19 protein-coding genes are annotated in these 19,438 nt (G+C 60.0%); 1 reads left to right on the top strand and 18 read right to left on the bottom strand.

The features are described from left to right. Positions 1–28: 28 nt before the first annotated feature. The 3 genes from hemB to L1071_RS07970 all read right to left on the bottom strand — a co-directional run bounded on the left by hemB (position 29) and on the right by L1071_RS07970 (position 3,739). Positions 29–1,003 carry a porphobilinogen synthase gene (hemB, locus tag L1071_RS07980; RefSeq protein WP_246971805.1) on the bottom strand — a complete coding sequence of 325 codons (975 nt, stop codon included), beginning with the start codon at positions 1,001–1,003 and terminating at the stop codon, positions 29–31. A 101-nt stretch (positions 1,004–1,104) separates the two neighbouring features. After that, the gene (gene glmS / locus L1071_RS07975; RefSeq protein ID WP_246971802.1) at positions 1,105–2,937 is read right to left on the bottom strand and encodes a glutamine--fructose-6-phosphate transaminase (isomerizing); all 1,833 of its coding nucleotides are present in this window, start codon (positions 2,935–2,937) and stop codon (positions 1,105–1,107) included. Positions 2,938–2,953: 16 nt separating this feature from the next. After that, entirely contained in the window at positions 2,954–3,739 is a 786-nt protein-coding gene (locus L1071_RS07970; protein WP_246971799.1) for a DeoR/GlpR family DNA-binding transcription regulator, read from the bottom strand. Positions 3,740–3,976: 237 nt separating this feature from the next. Here L1071_RS07970 and L1071_RS07965 point away from each other — a divergent pair, with 237 nt between their 5' ends. Continuing rightward, complete coding sequence (locus L1071_RS07965; RefSeq protein WP_246971796.1) at positions 3,977–4,795, top strand: methyltransferase domain-containing protein; 819 nt, start codon at positions 3,977–3,979, stop codon at positions 4,793–4,795. Positions 4,796–4,843: 48 nt separating this feature from the next. Here L1071_RS07965 and glmU read toward each other — a convergent pair whose 3' ends face one another. The 15 genes from glmU to L1071_RS07890 form a co-directional block, all read right to left on the bottom strand. Further along, entirely contained in the window at positions 4,844–6,205 is a 1,362-nt protein-coding gene (gene glmU / locus L1071_RS07960; protein WP_246971794.1) for a bifunctional UDP-N-acetylglucosamine diphosphorylase/glucosamine-1-phosphate N-acetyltransferase GlmU, read from the bottom strand. A gap of 188 nt (positions 6,206–6,393) precedes the next feature. Beyond that, entirely contained in the window at positions 6,394–6,819 is a 426-nt protein-coding gene (locus L1071_RS07955) for a F0F1 ATP synthase subunit epsilon (protein ID WP_246971785.1), read from the bottom strand. Between the two features lie 84 nt (positions 6,820–6,903). Beyond that, positions 6,904–8,280, bottom strand: a complete 1,377-nt coding sequence (gene atpD, locus L1071_RS07950) for a F0F1 ATP synthase subunit beta (RefSeq protein WP_246971780.1) — start codon at positions 8,278–8,280, stop codon at positions 6,904–6,906. An 87-nt stretch (positions 8,281–8,367) separates the two neighbouring features. Next, positions 8,368–9,249, bottom strand: a complete 882-nt coding sequence (atpG, locus tag L1071_RS07945; protein ID WP_246971764.1) for a F0F1 ATP synthase subunit gamma — start codon at positions 9,247–9,249, stop codon at positions 8,368–8,370. Between the two features lie 66 nt (positions 9,250–9,315). Continuing rightward, positions 9,316–10,860, bottom strand: coding sequence for a F0F1 ATP synthase subunit alpha (atpA, locus tag L1071_RS07940; RefSeq protein WP_246971755.1), 1,545 nt, complete (start codon positions 10,858–10,860; stop codon positions 9,316–9,318). Between the two features lie 16 nt (positions 10,861–10,876). After that, a complete protein-coding gene (locus L1071_RS07935) occupies positions 10,877–11,413 on the bottom strand; it encodes a F0F1 ATP synthase subunit delta (protein ID WP_246971739.1) in 537 nt (178 codons plus the stop codon). Positions 11,414–11,424: 11 nt separating this feature from the next. After that, positions 11,425–11,895, bottom strand: a complete 471-nt coding sequence (locus L1071_RS07930; RefSeq protein ID WP_246897733.1) for a F0F1 ATP synthase subunit B — start codon at positions 11,893–11,895, stop codon at positions 11,425–11,427. 66 nt (positions 11,896–11,961) lie between these two features. Further along, positions 11,962–12,210 carry a F0F1 ATP synthase subunit C gene (gene atpE, locus L1071_RS07925; RefSeq protein ID WP_011508579.1) on the bottom strand — a complete coding sequence of 83 codons (249 nt, stop codon included), beginning with the start codon at positions 12,208–12,210 and terminating at the stop codon, positions 11,962–11,964. 52 nt (positions 12,211–12,262) lie between these two features. Continuing rightward, entirely contained in the window at positions 12,263–13,126 is an 864-nt protein-coding gene (gene atpB, locus L1071_RS07920) for a F0F1 ATP synthase subunit A (protein ID WP_246971732.1), read from the bottom strand. Positions 13,127–13,142: 16 nt separating this feature from the next. Further along, the gene (locus tag L1071_RS07915; RefSeq protein ID WP_246971717.1) at positions 13,143–13,541 is read right to left on the bottom strand and encodes a F0F1 ATP synthase subunit I; all 399 of its coding nucleotides are present in this window, start codon (positions 13,539–13,541) and stop codon (positions 13,143–13,145) included. Positions 13,542–13,767: 226 nt separating this feature from the next. Further along, a complete protein-coding gene (locus L1071_RS07910) occupies positions 13,768–14,691 on the bottom strand; it encodes a ParB/RepB/Spo0J family partition protein (protein WP_246971713.1) in 924 nt (307 codons plus the stop codon). Between the two features lie 40 nt (positions 14,692–14,731). Continuing rightward, entirely contained in the window at positions 14,732–15,499 is a 768-nt protein-coding gene (locus tag L1071_RS07905) for a ParA family protein (RefSeq protein WP_246971703.1), read from the bottom strand. 50 nt (positions 15,500–15,549) lie between these two features. Continuing rightward, entirely contained in the window at positions 15,550–16,176 is a 627-nt protein-coding gene (gene rsmG, locus L1071_RS07900) for a 16S rRNA (guanine(527)-N(7))-methyltransferase RsmG (protein ID WP_246971695.1), read from the bottom strand. Beyond that, positions 16,173–18,068 (bottom strand): tRNA uridine-5-carboxymethylaminomethyl(34) synthesis enzyme MnmG, encoded by a 1,896-nt coding sequence (gene mnmG, locus L1071_RS07895; protein WP_246971691.1) that lies wholly within the window; start codon positions 18,066–18,068, stop codon positions 16,173–16,175. The genes rsmG and mnmG overlap by 4 nt, the downstream gene beginning before the upstream one ends. Before the next feature lie 599 nt (positions 18,069–18,667). After that, complete coding sequence (locus tag L1071_RS07890; protein ID WP_281504487.1) at positions 18,668–19,438, bottom strand: amino acid ABC transporter ATP-binding protein; 771 nt, start codon at positions 19,436–19,438, stop codon at positions 18,668–18,670.

Below are 19,438 nucleotides of genomic sequence, written 5' to 3'. Positions count from 1 at the left end.
CTATCAGCCTCTACAGCCCCTCCAGCCTCTACAGCCCTTCTTCCAACAACTGGGGAGCGAAGTAGGTCATGATCAGGTCGGCACCGGCGCGGCGCATCGAGCCAAGCGTCTCGCGGATCACCGCCGCTTCATCGATCACGCCCTGTTGCGCCGCCAGGCGGATCATCGCGTACTCACCGCTGACCTGATACGCCACCAGCGGCAACAGGCTGTTGCGGCGGATATCCGCCATGATGTCGAGATACGCCAGCGCCGGCTTGACCATCAGGAAATCGGCGCCTTCGGCCTCGTCCGCCAGCGACTCACGCAGCGCCTCGCGACGGTTCATGGGATCCATCTGATAGGTCTTGCGATCCCCCAGGAGCTCGGTGCCCGCCGCTTCGCGGAAGGGCCCGTACAGCGCCGAGGCCAGCTTAGTGGAATACGCCATGATGGGAACATCCTCGAAGCCGGCCTCGTCCAGCGCCACGCGAATCGTCGCTACCTGACCGTCCTGGGCCGCCGAAGGCGCGATGATATCGGCCCCCGCCTTGGCGGCCGCAACCGCCTGCACGCCGAGGTTGCGGATGGTCAGATCGTTGTCGACCGTGTCGCCCTTGAGGATGCCGCAGTGGCCGTGCGTGGTGTACTCGCAAAAGCAGATATCCGGAATCACCACCATCTCGGGGTCGGCCGCCTTGATGATGCGCACCATGCGCGACACCAGGCCATTATCGTCCATCGCATCGCTGCCATTGGCGTCCTTGTGATGCGAAATCCCGAACGGCATGATGCCCTTGAGACCCAGTGCACTGAGGCGTTTCACTTCCTCCGCCAGTTGGCTTTCCGGCACGCGATACTGCCCCGGCATGCCCTCGATGGGAACGAAGTCGTCCGCGCCTTCCTCGACGAAGATCGGATACACCAGATGCTCCGGACGCAGCGAGGTTTCACGCACGATGTCACGCAGCGAGGATGTGCGCCGCAGGCGACGCAGACGGGCCTGGGGAAACTGAGCAGGCATGTAAGACTCCTTGATCGCCGCCGGACGCGGCGCCCGGCGTTAATAATCCGGATGTATTTTATAGCACGCTAACAAAATAGCCCAGCCGACAAAATGTCGCATCACTCCACCGTCACCGACTTGGCCAGGTTACGTGGCTGGTCGACATCGGTGCCCTTGAGCACAGCGACATGATAGGCCAGTAATTGCAGCGGAATGGTGTAGACGATGGGCGCTAACGCCTCGCTGATGGCTGGCACGCGCAGCACGTGCAGATGCTCGGAGGGTTCGAGGCGAATGCCTTCATCGGCGAACACGAACAACTCACCGCCGCGCGCGCGAACCTCCTGCAAGTTGGACTTCAGCTTCTCGAGCAATTCGTCGTTGGGTGCCACGGCGATCACCGGCATCTCGCTGTCGACCAGCGCCAGGGGCCCATGTTTCAGCTCGCCCGCCGGATAGGCCTCGGCATGAATATAGGAGATTTCCTTGAGCTTAAGCGCTCCTTCCAGGGCGATCGGGAAATGCGCGCCGCGTCCCAGGAAGAGTGCATGATGCTTCTCGGCGAACGCCATCGACAGTTGCTCGATCTCGCCATCCAGAGCCAGCACCTGGTTGATCACCCCAGGCAGCTCGCGAAGCCCCTGAACCAGCGGCGCATGATCGCCATTGGCGCCCCGCACGCGGCCCAGCGCCAGGGCTAGCAGCATCAGCGCCACCAGTTGGGTGGTGAAGGCCTTGGTCGAGGCCACGCCGATCTCGGGGCCGGCCTGGGTCATCAGGGTAAGGTCCGATTCGCGCACCAGCGAGCTGCCCGGCACGTTGCAGATCGCCAGGCTGCCGAGATAGTCACGCTGCTTGGCGAAGCGCAGTGCTGCCAGAGTGTCGGCGGTCTCACCGGACTGCGATAACGTCACGAACAAGGTGCCTTCGGGCACGACGACCTCACGGTAGCGATATTCCGAGGCCACCTCGACCTGGGTGGGCACGCCGGCCAGCTTCTCGATCCAGTAGCGCGCCACCATGCCCGCATGATAGCTGGTGCCGCAGGCGATGATATGCACCTGACGCACGTTCTCGAACAGCGCCGCAGCATCCGCCCCGAAACTGTTGACCAGCACCTGATGATCGCCGAGACGGCCTTCCAGCGTGGCCGCGATCACCTGGGACTGCTCGTGGATTTCCTTGAGCATGAAATGGCGATAGCCCCCCTTGCTGGTCACGCCGTCGCCATGCTCGAAGACGGTCACCGGACGCTCAGCGCGTTCGCCGCTCGCCTCGAAGAGCTCGATCTCGCCGCCCCGGGCCAGGCGTACCACATCGCCTTCCAGCATATAGATAAAGCGGTCGGTAACCTGCAACAGCGCCAGCGGGTCGGAAGCCAGGAACGCTTCACCGATGCCCACGCCTATCACCAGCGGGCTGCCCTTGCGCGCGCCGATGATCGCATCGGGCTCGGCACGGTGCACCACCGCCAGGGCATAGGCACCTTCCAGCAGTGCCACACTGCGTTGCACGGCCTGGAGCAGGTCCTGGGAGAGGGTGAACTCGCGCGACAACAAGTGCGCGATCACTTCGGTGTCGGTCTCGGAGGTAAAAACATACCCCTGGGCTTCGAGCTCGGCTTTAAGCGCCTCATGGTTTTCGATGATGCCGTTATGCACCACCGCCAGGCTATCGCCGGATTGATGCGGATGAGCGTTCTGTTCGCTGGGGCGCCCGTGCGTGGCCCAGCGTGTGTGAGCGATACCCAGGGTGCCCTTGAGCGACGTGTCGGCGAGCTTCTCTTCCAGCGCCGCCACCTTGCCCACCGCACGTTGACGATTGAGTCGCGCATCATCGGAGAGCACGGACATGCCCGCCGAGTCGTAGCCGCGATATTCGAGACGGCGCAAGCCTTCGAGAAGGATTTCCTGCACATGACGCTCGGCGACGGCCCCTACGATTCCACACATATTGAACTCCTTGTCTTCATTCGTTGACCGCAGCGCGGATGACGGCGATGCCCTGTGCTTCGATTCGACGGCAGGCATCGGCATCAAGCCCTTCGTCGGTGATCAGGGTATGGATCCGTTCCCACGGCAGTTCCAGATTGGGAATACGCCGGCCGATCTTGTCGGATTCGGCGAGTACCACGACTTCGCGCGCGACCTCGGCCATCACCCGCGATAGCCCCAGCAATTCGTTGTAGGTGGTGGTCCCGCGCGCCAGGTCGATGCCATCGGCACCGATGAACAATTGATCGAAATCGTAGAAACGCAGCACCTGCTCGGCGACCTGCCCCTGGAAGGATTCGGAGTGAGGATCCCAGGTGCCGCCGGTCATCAGGATCGCCGGTTCGGGCTCGACCTCGCGCAGCGCATTGGCCACCGATAGCGCGTTGGTCATCACCACCAGCCCTTCGCGCCCGCCCAGTTCAGGGATCATCGCCGAGGTGGTAGTACCGCTATCGATGATGATGCGGTTGTGGGCACGAATACGTTCGCTGGCAGCACGTGCAATCGCGCGCTTTCGCGGTGAAAGCGGAGCGTTGGCTTCCGCGAGTATCTCACTGGGCAAGGGCACGGCACCGCCGAAGCGGCGTAACAGCAGACCGCTCTTCTCCAAAGTGGCGAGATCCTTGCGTACGGTGACTTCGGAGGTAGCAAAGTGACGGGCAAGCGTGTCGACGCTGGTTTCACCCTGCTCGTTGATATAGGCCAGCATGGCATGGCGGCGCTGGGCGGTATCGCGCTTGGGCATATCATCCTTGTTCACGAAAGACATATCTTCCGAAACGAAACAATTTAATTATGGAATGATATATCTCTTCCCTCGTCAAGCCAAGCCTCGTGAGAAATGAGATAATCCAATCTGCATGAGGATATTTTTTACACTGCTTTCTCGACGCGTATTAAAGACGCCTAGTCAGAATCTGTCATAGCAAGAGTCAAAGAGTAACCATCTTCTCATAACACCTTAAGCGGGCGAAAAAGCAATATTCGGAGATACTCGATGCAACATCTTCAAACACATGAATACATGGAGCAAATGGATGAAAGCATCGAGGATAAGTTAAAAATTGTCGACTGGACAACCGGCAGAAAAGTGCTCGATTGTGGTTGTGGAACGGGCGGGTTGATGGAATACCTAATTCTTAATGACTATAAAACCCTTGGTATCGACTCATCTCATTTATCAGAAAATTTCATGTTCAGGAAAAATCTGACATCGAACTTCACCAAAGGCGACCTGTTAAAGTTGTCTAAATACTTCAACTATCATGAATTCGATACCATCATTTTCTCGTCAGTACTTCATGAAGTATATTCCTATAATAACTTCGATATCGGCCAGGTAGCCGCCACTCTCCAGAACGCCATCGAGTTGCTCACCGACGGTGGACGAATCATCATTCGTGACGGGATCATGGATTCCGATGCTGATCAACAACGCATCATCGAATTCATGAAGCATGAGGATATCGACCTATTTCATGAATATCGAAAAAACTTCAAAGGAAGAAACATTCCCTTCAAGCATTTGGATGTAGCCAGGATTCTTCTCAATGTCAATGACGCGATGGAGTTTCTCTATACTTATACATGGGGGCGTGATTCTTTCTATCGTGAGGTCAAGGAGCAGTATGGTGTTTTCAATGCAAGGGAATACCAGCATTTACTTGAGAGACTCAACTTAAAAATTATTCATGTTTCCGAATATCTTCAAGAAGGGTATATCGAAAACCTGAAACCCAAAGTCAATCTCTACGATGAACACGGACATGTCGTCGATTTCCCCAATAGCAACATGTTATTAGTAGCAGAAAAATAAAGCATCGCATCAGTACTACGGCAATATACCGTAGTACTATCAATTACTTCATTTAAGCTTACGAGGCCGCTGCCAGCCGGCACGCGTGGTCTGACGCGGTCGCGCGACCGCCAAGGCCCCGGCGTCGACATTCTTGTTGATGGTCGAGCCGGCCCCGACCGTCGCGCCATCGCCCAGCGATACCGGCGCCACCAAGGCGGTATTGGAACCCACGAAGACATCGTCGCCGATCTCGGTGCGATGCTTGTTGGCGCCGTCGTAGTTGCAAGTGATGGTGCCCGCGCCGACATTGACGCCACGCCCCAGCCGAGCATCGCCGACATAGCTCAAATGATTGATCTTGCTGCCTTCGCCAACCTCGGCGTTCTTGGTCTCGACGAAGTTGCCGACCTTGCTGTCGCACGCCAGGCGGGTACCGGGGCGCAAGCGCGCGAAGGGCCCGATGTGGGCACGCGCCGCCACCTCGGTGCCGTCGATGATGCTATGCGCCTCGATCACCGTCTCCGCCGCGATATGGCTGTCGCGGATCAGCGTATAGGGGCCCACACTGACACCGTCGCCGAGCGTCACCTCGCCCTCGAATACACAGCCCACGTCGATGAAGACGTCATGCCCGCAGTCGAGACGACCGCGCACATCGAAACGCGTGGGATCGGCAAGCGCCACCCCTTCGGTCAGCAAGCGTTCGGCCCGATTACGCTGATAGGCACGTTCCAGGGTCGCCATCTGCGAGCGGTTGTTGACGCCTTCGACTTCCAGCGCCGAGGCGGGACTGGCCGTGGCAACCTCGATGCCCTCGGCCGCCGCCATGGCGAAGATGTCGGTCAGATAATATTCGCCCTGGGCGTTCTCGGCGGACAGTTGCGGCAACCAGCGCTTGAGCTGGGTACCCGTGGCGGCGACGATCCCGGTATTGCATTCGGTGATCTCGCGCTCGGCCTCGCTGGCGTCCTTATGTTCGACGATACGCGTGACGCGCCCTTCGGCGTCGCGCACGATACGCCCATAGCCGCTGGGGTCGGCCAAGGTCACGGTCAACAGCCCCACGCGACGTTCATCGACCTCGTCGAGTAGCGCCGTCAGCGTCTCGGCCCGGATCAACGGCACATCGCCGTACAGGATCAGCACCTTGCCGTCGCCCAGCCCCTCCAGCGCCTGTGCCACGGCATGGCCGGTCCCCTTCTGTTCGGCCTGCAGGGCGAAACGCACATCACGCCCGTCGAGCTCGGTCTCGACCTGCTCGGCGCCATGGCCGATCACCACGTGCGTACGTGTCGCACTAAGTTGCTCGGCGGTATCCAACACATGAGTGACCAGCGGTTTGCCCGCCAGGGGATGCAGTACCTTGGGCTTGGCCGAGCGCATCCGCGTTCCCTGGCCGGCGGCGAGTATCACCACGTCTAACGTCATCGCTGTCGTCCCTATGCAGCTCTTGAAGAAGATGGGCGTATTCTACGGCGCGCGGAGAATCCCACCAAGCGACATGCATCATGTCTCGGCACGATATGTAAACGTGCGTGACACGCGGTGAGCGGATCGCATCCACAAAAAAGGCGACCCGGAGGTCGCCTTTTTGACTGCAGTAGTGCCTGCGACGCCTAGCGCCGACCACCTTTCTCGCGCAATTGCTGGATAGTGCGCAACTGGGCTACGGCTTCCGCCAGTTCGGCGGCCGCCCGGGTATAGTCGAGATCGGACTGCTTATCGCCCATGGCCTGCAAGGCCTCCTGACGCGCCTCTTCGGCGGCGGCCTCGTCGAGATCGTGCGCTCGCGTAGCCGTATCGGCCAACACCGAGACCACGTCCGGCTGGACCTCCAGGAAACCGCCGGTGACGAAGTACACTTCTTCCTCGCCACCTTCACGCGTCACGCGTACCGGCCCTGGCTTGAGCTCGGTGAGCAGCGGTGCGTGGCCGCGCAGGATACCCAGATCGCCCGACACGCCGGCCGCCACTAGCTGCTCGGCGTTGCCGGAGAAGATGGCCTTCTCGGCACTGACGATGTCGCATTGGAAGCTAGCCATCGCTATCTCCTCGTTCATGGAAGCTCGGGCCCGGCACGCCTCGCGCGGCGACGCCGTCCCGATCACTTCCCAATGGGCGTGGCCTTACTTCATGTTGTTGGCTTTCTCGACGGCTTCGTCGATGGTGCCAACCATGTAGAAGGCTTGTTCGGGCAGTTCGTCGTACTCACCGTCGAGGATGCCCTGGAAGCCACGGATGGTCTCCTTGAGGGAGACGTACTTGCCGGGCGCCCCGGTGAAGACCTCGGCGACGAAGAACGGCTGCGACAGGAAGCGCTGGATCTTACGCGCCCGCGCCACGGTCTGCTTGTCTTCGTCAGACAACTCATCCATCCCCAGGATGGCGATGATGTCCTTGAGCTCCTTGTAGCGCTGCAACACACCTTGCACACCACGTGCGGTGTTGTAGTGCTCTTCGCCGACGGTCAGCGGATCGAGCTGGCGCGAGGTAGAGTCCAGTGGATCGATGGCCGGGTAGATGCCCAACTCGGCGATGGAGCGTGCCAATACTACGGTGGCGTCCAGGTGCGAGAAGGTGGTCGCCGGTGACGGGTCGGTCAAGTCATCCGCCGGCACGTAGACTGCCTGCACGGAGGTGATGGAACCCGTCTTGGTCGAGGTGATGCGTTCCTGCAGGACACCCATTTCCTCGGCCAGCGTCGGCTGATAACCCACCGCGGAGGGCATGCGACCCAGCAGTGCCGAGACCTCGGTGCCCGCCAGGGTGTAACGATAGATGTTGTCGACGAACAACAGCACGTCACGCCCTTCGTCACGGAACTTCTCGGCAATGGTCAGACCGGTCAGGGCCACGCGCAGGCGGTTCCCGGGCGGCTCGTTCATCTGGCCATAGACCAGTGACACCTTGTCGAGAACGTTGGAGTCCTTCATCTCGTGGTAGAAGTCGTTACCCTCGCGGGTACGCTCCCCCACCCCGGCGAAGACGGAATAACCGCTGTGCTCGGTGGCGATGTTGCGGATCAGCTCCATCATGTTGACGGTCTTGCCGACCCCGGCGCCGCCGAACAGGCCGACCTTGCCGCCCTTGGCGAACGGGCACACCAAGTCGATGACCTTGATACCGGTTTCCAACAACTCGTTGGAGGTTGCCTGGTCCGCGTAGCCCGGCGCCTTGCGGTGGATCGGCATGCGTTCGTCTTCGCCGATCTCGCCAGCTTCGTCGATAGGCTTGCCAAGAACATCCATGATGCGTCCCAGCGTCGCCTTACCCACCGGCACCGAAATCGCTGCCCCGGTACTGACGGTATCGAGTCCCCGCTTGAGACCCTCGGTGGTGCCCATGGCGATGGCACGCACGACGCCGTCACCCAGCTGTTGCTGTACTTCCAGAATGGTCCCGGTGTCGGAGACCTTCAGCGCGTCGTAGACCTTGGGAACATCGTCCCGCGGAAACTCTACGTCAATCACCGCGCCGATGATTTGTACGATACGTCCGCTCATGTTGGTTCCTCTAATACCTGCAAATGAAACCTGCTTCGCCTGGACCCCGAGGCCATTCGCATGAATGCCTCGGCGGGACCTGCGTCGTCATACGGCGGCGGCGCCGCCGACGATCTCCGAAATCTCCTGGGTGATCGCGGCCTGACGGGCCTTGTTATAGACCAACTCCAGGTCATCGATCAGATTGCCGGCATTGTCGGTCGCGTTCTTCATCGCGATCATCCGCGCCGCCTGCTCGCAGGCCGCATTCTCGACCACTGCCTGGTACACCTGGGATTCCACGTAGCGCACCAGCAAATGATCGAGCAGGGTCTTGGCATCCGGCTCATACAGGTAGTCCCAGCCGCCGCTGGCACGTGTCTCTTCTTCATCGTCATCGTCAGCAATTCCTTCTTCCAAGGGAAGCAACTGACGTACGATCGGCTTTTGCGTCATGGTGTTGACGAATTCGTTATGCACCACGTAAAGCCGGTCCAATTGCCCCTCATCGAAGGCCTTCAGCATGACGCTGACGCTCCCGATCAGATCTTCAGCGGACGGGGCCTCGCCCAGTCCGCTCTTGCCCGCCACCAGATTGCCGCCATGGTTGCCAAAGAACACATTGGCCTTGGAGCCGATCGCCGCGTAATCGATCTCGACGTCCTGCTCATGCCAATACTTGGCTTCGCGCGTCACGGCCTTGAACACGTTGACGTTCAGGCCGCCGGCCAGGCCGCGGTCACTGGAGACCACGATATACCCCACGCGCTTCACTTCGCGCTCGATCATGTACTCATGACGATATTCGGGGTTGGCCTTGGCAATATGGCTCACAACGCGACGAATCAGCTTCGCGTACGGCTGACTGGCCGTCATGCGCTCCTGGGCCTTGCGCATCTTCGAAGCAGCGACCATCTCCATGGCGCTGGTGATCTTCTGCGTGTTCTTGATGCTCCCGATCTGGGTGCGAATCTCTTTTGCAGCTGCCATCTCGATCTCACCCTCTTGCGAGCCGCTCAGCTGGGATGTCGGCCCGGTAATATCCCGGGCCCTTCATCACCAGGTCTGAGTGGACTTGAACGTCTCGAGGCCGGACTTGAGGCCCTGCTGGATGTCGTCATTGTAGTCGCCGGTCTGATTGATCTTGTCCATCAGTTCGGCGTGCTCGGATTTCATGTACGCCTGTAGCGACTGTTCGAAATCCAGTACCTTGGCGACTTCGACATCTTCCAGGAAGCCTTCGTTGGCGGCATACAACGTCACCGCCATTTCAGCCACCGACATCGGCGAATACTGATTCTGCTTCATCAGCTCGGTGACGCGCTGCCCATGCTCGAGCTGCTTGCGGGTCGCTTCGTCGAGATCCGAGGCAAACTGCGAGAACGCCGCCAGTTCACGGTACTGCGCCAAGGCCAGACGCACGGTACCGCCCAGCTTCTTGATGATCTTGGTCTGCGCACTACCGCCCACGCGCGATACCGACAGGCCGGCGTTGATCGCTGGACGTACCCCGGAGTTGAAAAGGCCCGTCTCGAGGAAGATCTGGCCGTCGGTGATCGAGATCACGTTGGTCGGCACGAACGCCGACACGTCCCCCCCCTGGGTCTCGATGATCGGCAGTGCGGTCAGCGAACCGGTCTTGCCCTTGACCTCACCGTCGGTGAGCCTTTCAACATGATCGGGGTTGATCCGCGCGGCACGTTCGAGCAGGCGCGAGTGGAGATAGAAGACGTCACCCGGATAGGCTTCACGGCCCGGCGGACGGCGCAACAGCAGCGAGACCTGACGATAGGCCACGGCTTGCTTGGAGAGATCGTCATAGACGATGAGGGCGTCTTCGCCACGGTCGCGAAAATACTCGCCCATGGTGCAGCCGGAATACGCTGCCAGGAACTGCATCGGGGCCGGATCGGCAGCGCCGGCGGCAACGATGATGGTATGTTCCATCGCGCCGTGCTCTTCGAGCTTGCGCACCACATTGGCAACCGTCGACTGCTTCTGGCCGATGGCGACATAGACGCAGGTAACGCCCTTGCCTTTCTGGTTGATGATGGTATCGATGGCGATCGCCGACTTACCGATCTGACGGTCACCGATGATCAGCTCACGCTGACCACGCCCGATCGGCACCATGGAGTCGATGGACTTGAGACCGGTCTGGATCGGTTGATCGACAGGCTGACGAGTGATGACGCCCGGCGCGACCTTTTCCACCGCGTCGGTCATCTTGGTGTCGAGCTCGCCCTTGCCATCGATGGGGTTACCCAGCGCATCGACCACACGGCCGATCAGTTCCGGCCCTACCGGCACCTCGAGGATACGACCGGTACACTGTGCAGTCATGCCCTCTTCGAGCTGCAGGTAGTCACCGAGCACCACGGCACCCACGCTGTCGCGCTCAAGGTTGAGCACCATGCCGAAGATGCTGCCGGGGAACTCGATCATTTCACCGAACATCGCGTCGGCGAGACCATGAATTTTCACGATACCGTCGGAAACGCTGACCACGGTACCTTCATTGCGGGCTTCGGATGCGACATCCAGCTTTTCGATACGCTGTTTGATGATGTCGCTGATCTCGGAAGGATTCAGTTGCTGCATGCCATGTCCCTCGAACTCAAGCGGAAAGTGCGTCGCGTAGACGGTTCAATCGACCGCGTACCGAACCGTCGATGACGGTGTCGCCGGCACGCAGGATCACGCCGCCCATCAGCGCACGGTCCACCTGAGTGGTAATGGAGATTTCGCGGTTGAGACGCTTTTTCAGCGCGATCGCGAGCTTGTCCTGCTGTGCGGCATCCAGATCAAAAGCGGAGACGATAGTCACATCCACCCGCTTCTCTTCTCGAGCACGCAGCGCGTCGAACTGCTCGGCGATCGCCGGGAGGGCGGCAAGCCGCCCTTGCGAGCCAACGCTACGGAGGAAATTGCGAAGCGACTCATCGAGTTCTCCGCAAATATCGAGCAACAACTCGGTCTTCTGTCCTTGGGACAGCTTCGGGTTGCCCACCACCTTAGCGGCAAACGTAGCGTCAGCCACCGTTTGCGCCGCCGACGTCAACTGTTCGGACCAGACTTCAAGCGCCTTGTGGTCGCGCGCATATTCGAACGCCGCCTTGGCGTACGGACGAGCTACGGTAGACGTTTCAGCCATGCCTCACCTCCTCAGAGCTCGGCCGCGAGCTTGTCGACCAGCTCACGATGCTTGGCTTCATCAATGGAGGAGTCGAGGATACGCTCGGCCCCCTGAATGGCGAGTGTCGCCACCTGGGCCCGCAACTCTTCCTTCGCACGCTGCGTCTCCTGCTCGATCTCACCGCGGGCGCTTTCGATCATGCGCTCCCCTTCGAGACGAGCGTTATCACGCGCTTCCTCGATCATCTGGTTGGCCCGCTTATGGGCTTGCTCGATGATCTCGGCCGCCTGCTCCTTGCTTTCCTTGAGTTGCTCGGCCGCTTGCTCCTCGGCCAGCTCAAGGTCGCGAGTCGCACGGCTGGCCGCATCCAGGCCATCGGCGATCTTCTTTTGCCGCTCCTGCAGCGCCTGCATGACCGGCGGCCATACAAACTTCATGCAGAACCAGACGAAAACCGCGAAGGCTATGGCCTGACCGATCAGGGTTAGGTTCAGATTCACGCCAGCACCTCTCGCATCACAAGTTTGGGGTTAATGTCACCGTGGCCCATGGGCCGAACGGCGAAGTTAACCGACAAACGGATTGGCGAAGGTGAAGAACAGCGCGATACCCACACCGATCATGGTCACGGCGTCGAGCAGACCGGCGACGATGAACATTTTCACCTGCAGTTGCGGAATCATCTCCGGTTGGCGTGCCGCCCCTTCGAGGAACTTGCCGCCGAGGATGCCGAAGCCGATGGCGGTGCCCAATGCACCCAGACCGATCAGCAGGGAGACGGCGATAGCGGTCATGCCCAGAACTTGTGCTTCCATGATTGACTCCAGTTTATTTCAAGGTTTAAGGGGTTGGGGTTGAGAAAATCGGTTAATGCTTTTCCGTCGCCATGCTCAGGTAGACGATCGTCAGCATCATGAAGATGAACGCCTGCAGCGTGATGATCAGGATATGGAAAGTCGCCCACGCGAAGTGCAAAGGCAACTGCCACAAGCCGACCATGGCGATCAGGATGAAAATCAGCTCGCCCGCATAGAGATTGCCGAACAGCCGCAGTGCCAACGACACGGGCTTGGCCAGCAGCGTCACCGCTTCCAGCAGAAAGTTGACGGGAATCAGCAAGGCCTGGACGAACGGGTTCGAAGCATTGAACGGGTGCAGCGTCAGCTCGGCCACGAAACCGGAGAAGCCTTTTTCGCGGATGCTGTAGAAGATGATCAGGGCAAAGACCGACAGCGACATGCCTAGCGTGGCATTGACGTCGGTGGTCGGTACGACCTTGAAGTAGACATGTGCGGGATCGGCCCCGAACCAGGCACCGATCTTCTGCGCCAGCATCGGCAGGAAGTCCACCGGCACCAGATCCATGAGATTCATCAGGAAGATCCAGCAAAAGATCGTCAGCGACAGAGGTGCGATCAGCTTGCTCTTGCCATGAAACGTCTCGCGCACCGAGTTATCGACAAACTCGACCATCATCTCGACGAAATTCTGCATGCCGCTCGGTACGCTGGTGGTCGCGGTCTTGGCGACCATGCGGAATAACCACAAAAATAAGATCCCCAGGCCGATCGACCAGCCCATGGTATCCAGGTGAATCGCCCAGAAGCCCATTTCCTGGGCTTCCTGCGGGGAATGTGCCAGCCCCAAACCATTCTCCGGGTGCAACCCGAAGGTCATGTTTTGCAGGTGGTGCTGGATGTACTCCGAAGACGTCGGATTGTTGCCTGCCATTGAGTAAGCCTCGAGTTCAAGTGCGCGACGGTCGATACAACAGCCAAGGTCCCAGCCAGTGCGCCAACTGCGTCACCACATAAGCGCCAAAGAAGAAAGCCGGGTTTGAGGGGGGCACAGCCACGAATACCACTATGAACAATGCCGCCGTCAAACCGAACTTACCGGCCTCGGCTCGGTAGAAACTCTTAACGATGTTGCGCGCTTGCGATGCTCCTTGATGACGAAAGGTCTGCCAGGCAAAAAAGACATTGGGCAACCAGGCAACCAGGCCGCCCAACAATGTCGATAACGCCGCTTCAGGCGTATGCCAGATCAACGCGAGTGCCGTCATTCCCAGTGCCATGCACAACTGCAACATCAGCAAAGGAAACAGTCGTGGGCCCTTGAGCCTGGCCGGTGCCGTTTTATGCATGGCGTCGGTCTTGCCGTCCTCTTGTTGCTGGTGTCGTCACCGGACAAATCTCGGCGGATTATAGGGGAGCGCCTAGTGGCCTTCAACAGAACATGAGCCTATTTAGCGCGATCTAGTAGCCCTTTACCACTAAAGGGGCACGAAAAGACGATAAATAACGTTAACGCGCTAAACGTTTACTGCGGCATTTTGTCACACTTGCCGTGTATCTTGCGGCTGCATCCCGTCATTGAATATGGCCCAGGATGCCGTCCAGTTCGTCGAGGCTGGTGTAGCGAATGGTGACATGTCCCTTGCCAGAAGCCCCATGCTGGATCTTGACCGGGGCACCAAGCAGTTCGGCGAGACGCGTTTCGAGCCGTGCCACGTCGGTATTGGCCGGTGCGCTCGGCGCAGACTTAGCGTTTTTCTTGCCGCTGGCGTTCTGCTTGGCCAGCGCCTCGGTCTGGCGCACGGTCAGATCGCGCTCGACGACCTCACGCGCAATGCTGCGCTGGCGCGCGGCGGGCAGGGTCAGCAGGGCACGCGCATGCCCCATGTCCAGATCGCCGCGTTCAAGCAGCGTCTGCACTTCTTCGTCGAGGCTCAACAGGCGCAGCAGGTTCGCCACTTGCGCACGCGATTTGCCCACCGCATCGGCCACCTGCTGTTGCGTAAGCTCGAAGTCCTCGAGCAGACGCTTCAGCGCCATGGCTTCTTCCACCGGATTGAGATTTTCGCGCTGGATGTTCTCGATCAGCGCCAAGGCGAGGGCGGCCTCGTCGCTGACTTCTCGCACTACGGCGGGAATGACGTCGAGTTCCGCTAACTGAGCCGCCCGCCAGCGTCGCTCGCCGGCGATGATCTCGTAACGAGACTCGCCCATCGGTCGGACCACGATGGGCTGCATGACGCCCTGGGCACGAATCGAATCGGCCAGCTCTTCAAGCGACTCAGGCTGAATATCGCGCCGTGGCTGATACTTGCCCCGGCTCAGTTGACCTAGCGGCAAGCGCATCAAGCGCTCCTGCTCCTCGCTGGCAGCCGGGGCCTGAGCGGGTTCCAGCACGACGTCACCGTCGATGGTGTCATCGCCGAGCGTATCGCGTTGACGCGCGCCTGCACCGATCAAGGCATCCAGGCCGCGTCCCAGTGCGCGTTTGCGCGTCATAAGCATTCCCTCGATTCGTCTCCCACTCGCCAGGGGCGCATCATAGCGCCAGGCGACGGATCAGTTCCTTGGCCAATACCCGATGGGCCTGGCTTCCCCGCGACAGCCGCGCGTACTTGGTCACCGGCAACCCGTGACTGGGTGCCTCGGCGACCCGCACGTTGCGCGGGATGGTCGCCTTGAGCAGGGTGTCGCCGAAATATTGGCTCAGCTGTTTGCTGACATCACGCGTCAGGCTGTTGCGCGCGTCGTACATGGTGCGCACGATGCCGAAAATGCTCAGTTCGGGATTCACGTTGGCCTGGATCTGCTCGACGGTGTCGAGAAGCGCCGAGAGCCCTTCCAGCGCGTAGAATTCGCATTGCAGGGGAATCAACACCCCATCCGCGGCGGTCAAGGCGTTGACGGTCAGCATGTTGAGCGAAGGCGGACAGTCAATGATCACTACGTCATAACTTGCGGCCACGCTTCCCAAAGCATCACCCAAGCAGCGCTCGCGTCCGTCACGATCGAGGAGATCGACTTCGGCGGCGGTCAGGTCACCATTGCCGGGCAGCAGCGCATAGCCGGCGTCGGGGCAATCGAGAATCACCTCGCTGGCACGGCGCCCGTCGAGCAGCACATCGAGCACGCTTCCCTCGAGTTCATGCTTGTCGACGCCACTGCCCATGGTGGCGTGCCCCTGGGGATCGAGATCGACCAATAGGACCCGCTTGTCCAGCGCAGCGAGACAGGCCGCGAGATTGACCGCGGTGGTGGTCTTGCCAACGCCACCCTTCTGGTTGGTCAAGGCGATTATCTTGGTCACGATCGACTCCCATTATCGACAACGCCCGAAAACGGCAGCGCTGGTGGCATTCAACTACGTCGCAGGCGCACAAGCACGCGTTGCGCCTCATCGCCCGGCACCGCCAGCCGGCGGTTTTCGACGAGCGTCACCTCGCTCGGCAAGGCGGCAAGCTCGGTGTCCACATCACGGCCCTTCATCGCCAACCACTCGCCATCCTCGGCCAACAAGGGGCGCGTCAGCGTGAGAAAGGTCGCCAGGTCGGCGAAGGCCCGCGACACAATCTGGTCGAAACCGCCATGTTCGAAGGTTTCGACCCGCGCTTGCACCGGTGTGACGTTATCCAGCCCCAACTCTAGAACGGCCTGGCGCTGAAAGCGTACTTTCTTGCCGTTGCCGTCGAGCAGGGTCACCGCCAGGCGAGGATCGAGGATCGCCAATACCAGGCCAGGCAACCCGGCGCCCGCGCCGACATCGAGCAACGTCGGACCGCGCACGGCGGCCGCTATACTGGCGCTATCGAGCAGATGGCGGGTGACCATCTGCTCAGGATCGCGTACCGCGGTGAGGTTATAGGCGCGGTTCCACTTGTGCAACAACGCGAGCAACGCCAGCAGGCGCTCACGGGCAGTAGCATCGACGTCGATCCCGAGTGCGGCAAGGCCGCTATCGAGACGCGTTTCACAAGCTGAGGTCATGCGTTGGCCGCCTGCAGGGACTGCTCATCGATCAGGCGACGCTTCTTGAGATGCACCAGCAGCAGCGACACGGCCGCCGGGGTGACCCCGGAGATACGTCCTGCCTGCGCCAGCGTCTCAGGCCGCGCGGCTTCGAGCTTCTGACGGATCTCGTGGGACAGGCCATCGATGCGTGCGTAGTCGAGATCCTCGGGCAGACGCAGCGTCTCATGGCGACGCAGACGATCGATCTCGTCTTGCTGGCGCGCAATGTATCCCTGGTACTTGGCCTGGATCTGAACCTGGTCGGCGACGGCCGGGTCGAGCGCGGGGGCGTCGTCGTCGAGGTCGGCATGCGTCAGTTCGGGCCGCTTGAGTAGATCCGCCAGGCGGTATTCGCGGGCCAGGGGCTTGTCGAGCTTGCTTGACAGGCGCTGGGCCAGATCGCTCTGGGGTTGTACCCAGGTGTCCCGCAAGCGTTCGGATTCGCGGGCGATGGCCTCGCGCTTGGTGGAAAAACGCTGCCAACGCTCGTCGTCGACGAGTCCCAGTTCCCGCCCGATCTCGGTAAGACGCAAGTCGGCGTTGTCCTCGCGGAGCAACAGGCGGTGCTCGGCCCGCGAAGTGAACATGCGGTACGGCTCCTGGGTCCCCATGGTGATCAGGTCATCGACCAGCACCCCGAGATAGGCCTCGTCGCGGCGCGGTGACCAGGCATCCTGTCCTTGGGCGCAGCGTGCGGCGTTGAGTCCGGCCAACAAGCCTTGGGCGGCCGCTTCCTCGTAGCCGGTGGTGCCGTTGATCTGACCGGCGAAAAACAGGTTGTGGATAAATTTGGTTTCCAGCGAGTGACGCAGATCGCGCGGATCGAAGAAATCATACTCGATGGCATAACCGGGACGCGTGATGTGCGCATTCTCGAAGCCCTTGATCGAACGGACCACCTGGAACTGCACATCGAAGGGTAGCGAGGTCGAGATCCCGTTGGGGTAGAGCTCGTGAGTATCGAGGCCTTCGGGCTCGACGAAGATCTGGTGGCTCGACTTGTCCGCGAAGCGGTTCACCTTGTCTTCGATGGACGGGCAGTAGCGTGGTCCCACACCTCCGATGACACCGGAATACATCGGCGAGCGATCGAGATTGGCGTGAATGATCTCGTGGGTACGGGCATTGGTATGCGCGATATGGCAGTTCATCTGACGCGGATGCTGCTCACGGTTGCCGAGATATGACATCACCGGTGTCGGCGTATCGCCGGGCTGGGTCTCGAGTACCGAGAAATCCACGCTTTTGGCGTCCAGGCGTGGCGGTGTACCGGTCTTGAGCCGATCGACATTGAACGGTAGGGCGCGCAGGCGTTGTGCCAAGGCGTTGGAGGACGGATCCCCGGCACGTCCGCCGGAGTGATTATCCAACCCGATGTGGATAACACCGCCGAGGAAGGTCCCGGTACACAGCACCACGCTTTCGCCATAGACCCGGATCCCCGTCTGCGTGACGACGCCGCGCACCGTGTCGCCGTCGACGATCAGGTCGTCGGCGGCCTGTTGGAAGAGCGTCAGATGCGACTGGTTTTCCAGTTGGCTGCGAATCGCAGCCTTGTAACGGACGCGATCGGCCTGGGCCCGAGTGGCACGCACAGCGGGACCCTTGCGGGCATTGAGTACACGGAACTGAATGCCGCCGAGATCGGTGGCATGCGCCATGGCGCCGCCTAGTGCATCGATTTCCTTGACCAGATGGCTCTTGCCAATCCCGCCGATGGCGGGATTGCAGGACATCTGGCCGAGAGTCTCGATGTTATGCGTCAGCAATAGCGTCTGACAGCCCATGCGAGCGGCAGCCAATGCGGCTTCAGTCCCCGCATGGCCCCCGCCGATGACGATGACATCAAAGCGGTCTGGATAATCCACGTTACACCTCGAATCGCAGCGTCTGGCTGCGGTCGTGCATGTCGGCAAGCCTCATCGTCAGGCGATGAGCTTGGCAAATAGCCGGACAGTATAAACCCCTTGTGAGTAACCGTCAGGGTTTTCCACACATGGATTGCCAGTGGGTGGGTTCGTTATCCGGGCTCTTATTAATAACAATATAGAATTTAAAAGAAGTTCTGTTGTTGTTGTTATTACTGGTCTCGGCGATATCTGGGGATAAGTGGAAAAAGTACAGCATTGGCGAATAGTTACGCTGTTTGTTATTGATCGGAAAAAAGGCCGAAAGCCTGCGTGGGAGCGGGGGATGGCCTGTGGATGGAAGGGGCGCTTATCCACACGTCAGATCGTGCACCACTTGTCCCCAGGCGTATACCTGGGCCCCGCCCATAGTGGTCAACATTTGGCGGTATTGTCTCTTAACCCCGGTATGAAAGGGCTGGTAGCCAGAATAAGCAGGTTATGACAGCAAAGTTATGCACAGGCAAAAAATCGCCCTGTGAAGACAACGAGAAAGCGCGGCGACCCCTTGGGTCGCCGCGTGATTGCGGGGAGGGAGTGCTACCTAGTCTCTGAGAACGTTAGTGCTTGAGGACGCGGGAGAGGAAGGATTGGGTACGTTCGTGTTGGGGATGATCGAAGACTTCCTGTGGTGTGCCTTGTTCGACGATACGACCGTCGTGCACGAAGATGACGCGGTCGGCGACCTCGCGTGCGAAGCCCATTTCGTGGGTCACGATCATCATCGTCATGCCTTCGTTGGCCAGTTCGCGCATGGCGTCGAGTACTTCGCCGATCATTTCCGGGTCGAGGGCCGAGGTGGGCTCGTCGAACAGCATCAGGCGCGGTTCCATGGCCAATGCACGCGCCAGGGCGACACGCTGTTGCTGCCCTCCGGAAAGCTGGCTGGGATACTTGTCAGCTTGATCGCTGATACCCACGCGTTCGAGCAATCGATCGGCTATTTCCCGGGCCTTGACGTTGTCGAGCCCGCGTACTTTCTCCGGGGCCAGGGTCACGTTGGCATGCACCGACAAATGGGGAAACAGGTTGAATTGCTGGAAGACCATGCCGACTTCGGTGCGGATGGTCTGCAACGATTTTCCGCCCTTGCCGTATGGTGTGAGCTCGTTGCCATCGACGACGATGCGTCCCGATTGAAACTCTTCGAGGCCGTTGACGCAGCGAATGAGCGTCGATTTTCCGGAGCCGCTGGCACCGACGATGACGACCACCTCGCCGGCGGCGATCTCGAGATCGATATCCTGCATCACGTGCAGGCTGCCGAAGTACTTGTTGACCTTCTCCAACGTAACGATCGGCATGGGGGAAGCTTGCTGATTGTCATTCAT

This window comes from Chromohalobacter sarecensis (genome assembly GCF_023061135.1).
GTDB classification, from domain to species: Bacteria; Pseudomonadota; Gammaproteobacteria; order Pseudomonadales; family Halomonadaceae; genus Chromohalobacter; species Chromohalobacter sarecensis.
This window is presented reverse-complemented; position numbering and strand designations above follow the sequence as displayed.

Coding starts and splice junctions, on each gene's coding strand:
- glmS (WP_246971802.1), bottom strand. CDS start 2,937: ATGTGTGGAATCGTAGGGGCCGTCGCCGAGCGTCATGTGCAGGAAATC.
- atpD (WP_246971780.1), bottom strand. CDS start 8,280: ATGAGCGGACGTATCGTACAAATCATCGGCGCGGTGATTGACGTAGAG.
- L1071_RS07910 (WP_246971713.1), bottom strand. CDS start 14,691: ATGACGCGCAAACGCGCACTGGGACGCGGCCTGGATGCCTTGATCGGT.
- L1071_RS07965 (WP_246971796.1), top strand. CDS start 3,977: ATGCAACATCTTCAAACACATGAATACATGGAGCAAATGGATGAAAGC.
- atpG (WP_246971764.1), bottom strand. CDS start 9,249: ATGGCAGCTGCAAAAGAGATTCGCACCCAGATCGGGAGCATCAAGAAC.
- glmU (WP_246971794.1), bottom strand. CDS start 6,205: ATGACGTTAGACGTGGTGATACTCGCCGCCGGCCAGGGAACGCGGATG.
- L1071_RS07955 (WP_246971785.1), bottom strand. CDS start 6,819: ATGGCTAGCTTCCAATGCGACATCGTCAGTGCCGAGAAGGCCATCTTC.
- hemB (WP_246971805.1), bottom strand. CDS start 1,003: ATGCCTGCTCAGTTTCCCCAGGCCCGTCTGCGTCGCCTGCGGCGCACA.
- L1071_RS07890 (WP_281504487.1), bottom strand. CDS start 19,438: ATGAATGACAATCAGCAAGCTTCCCCCATGCCGATCGTTACGTTGGAG.
- atpB (WP_246971732.1), bottom strand. CDS start 13,126: ATGGCAGGCAACAATCCGACGTCTTCGGAGTACATCCAGCACCACCTG.
- atpE (WP_011508579.1), bottom strand. CDS start 12,210: ATGGAAGCACAAGTTCTGGGCATGACCGCTATCGCCGTCTCCCTGCTG.
- L1071_RS07915 (WP_246971717.1), bottom strand. CDS start 13,541: ATGCATAAAACGGCACCGGCCAGGCTCAAGGGCCCACGACTGTTTCCT.
- atpA (WP_246971755.1), bottom strand. CDS start 10,860: ATGCAGCAACTGAATCCTTCCGAGATCAGCGACATCATCAAACAGCGT.
- L1071_RS07935 (WP_246971739.1), bottom strand. CDS start 11,413: ATGGCTGAAACGTCTACCGTAGCTCGTCCGTACGCCAAGGCGGCGTTC.
- rsmG (WP_246971695.1), bottom strand. CDS start 16,176: ATGACCTCAGCTTGTGAAACGCGTCTCGATAGCGGCCTTGCCGCACTC.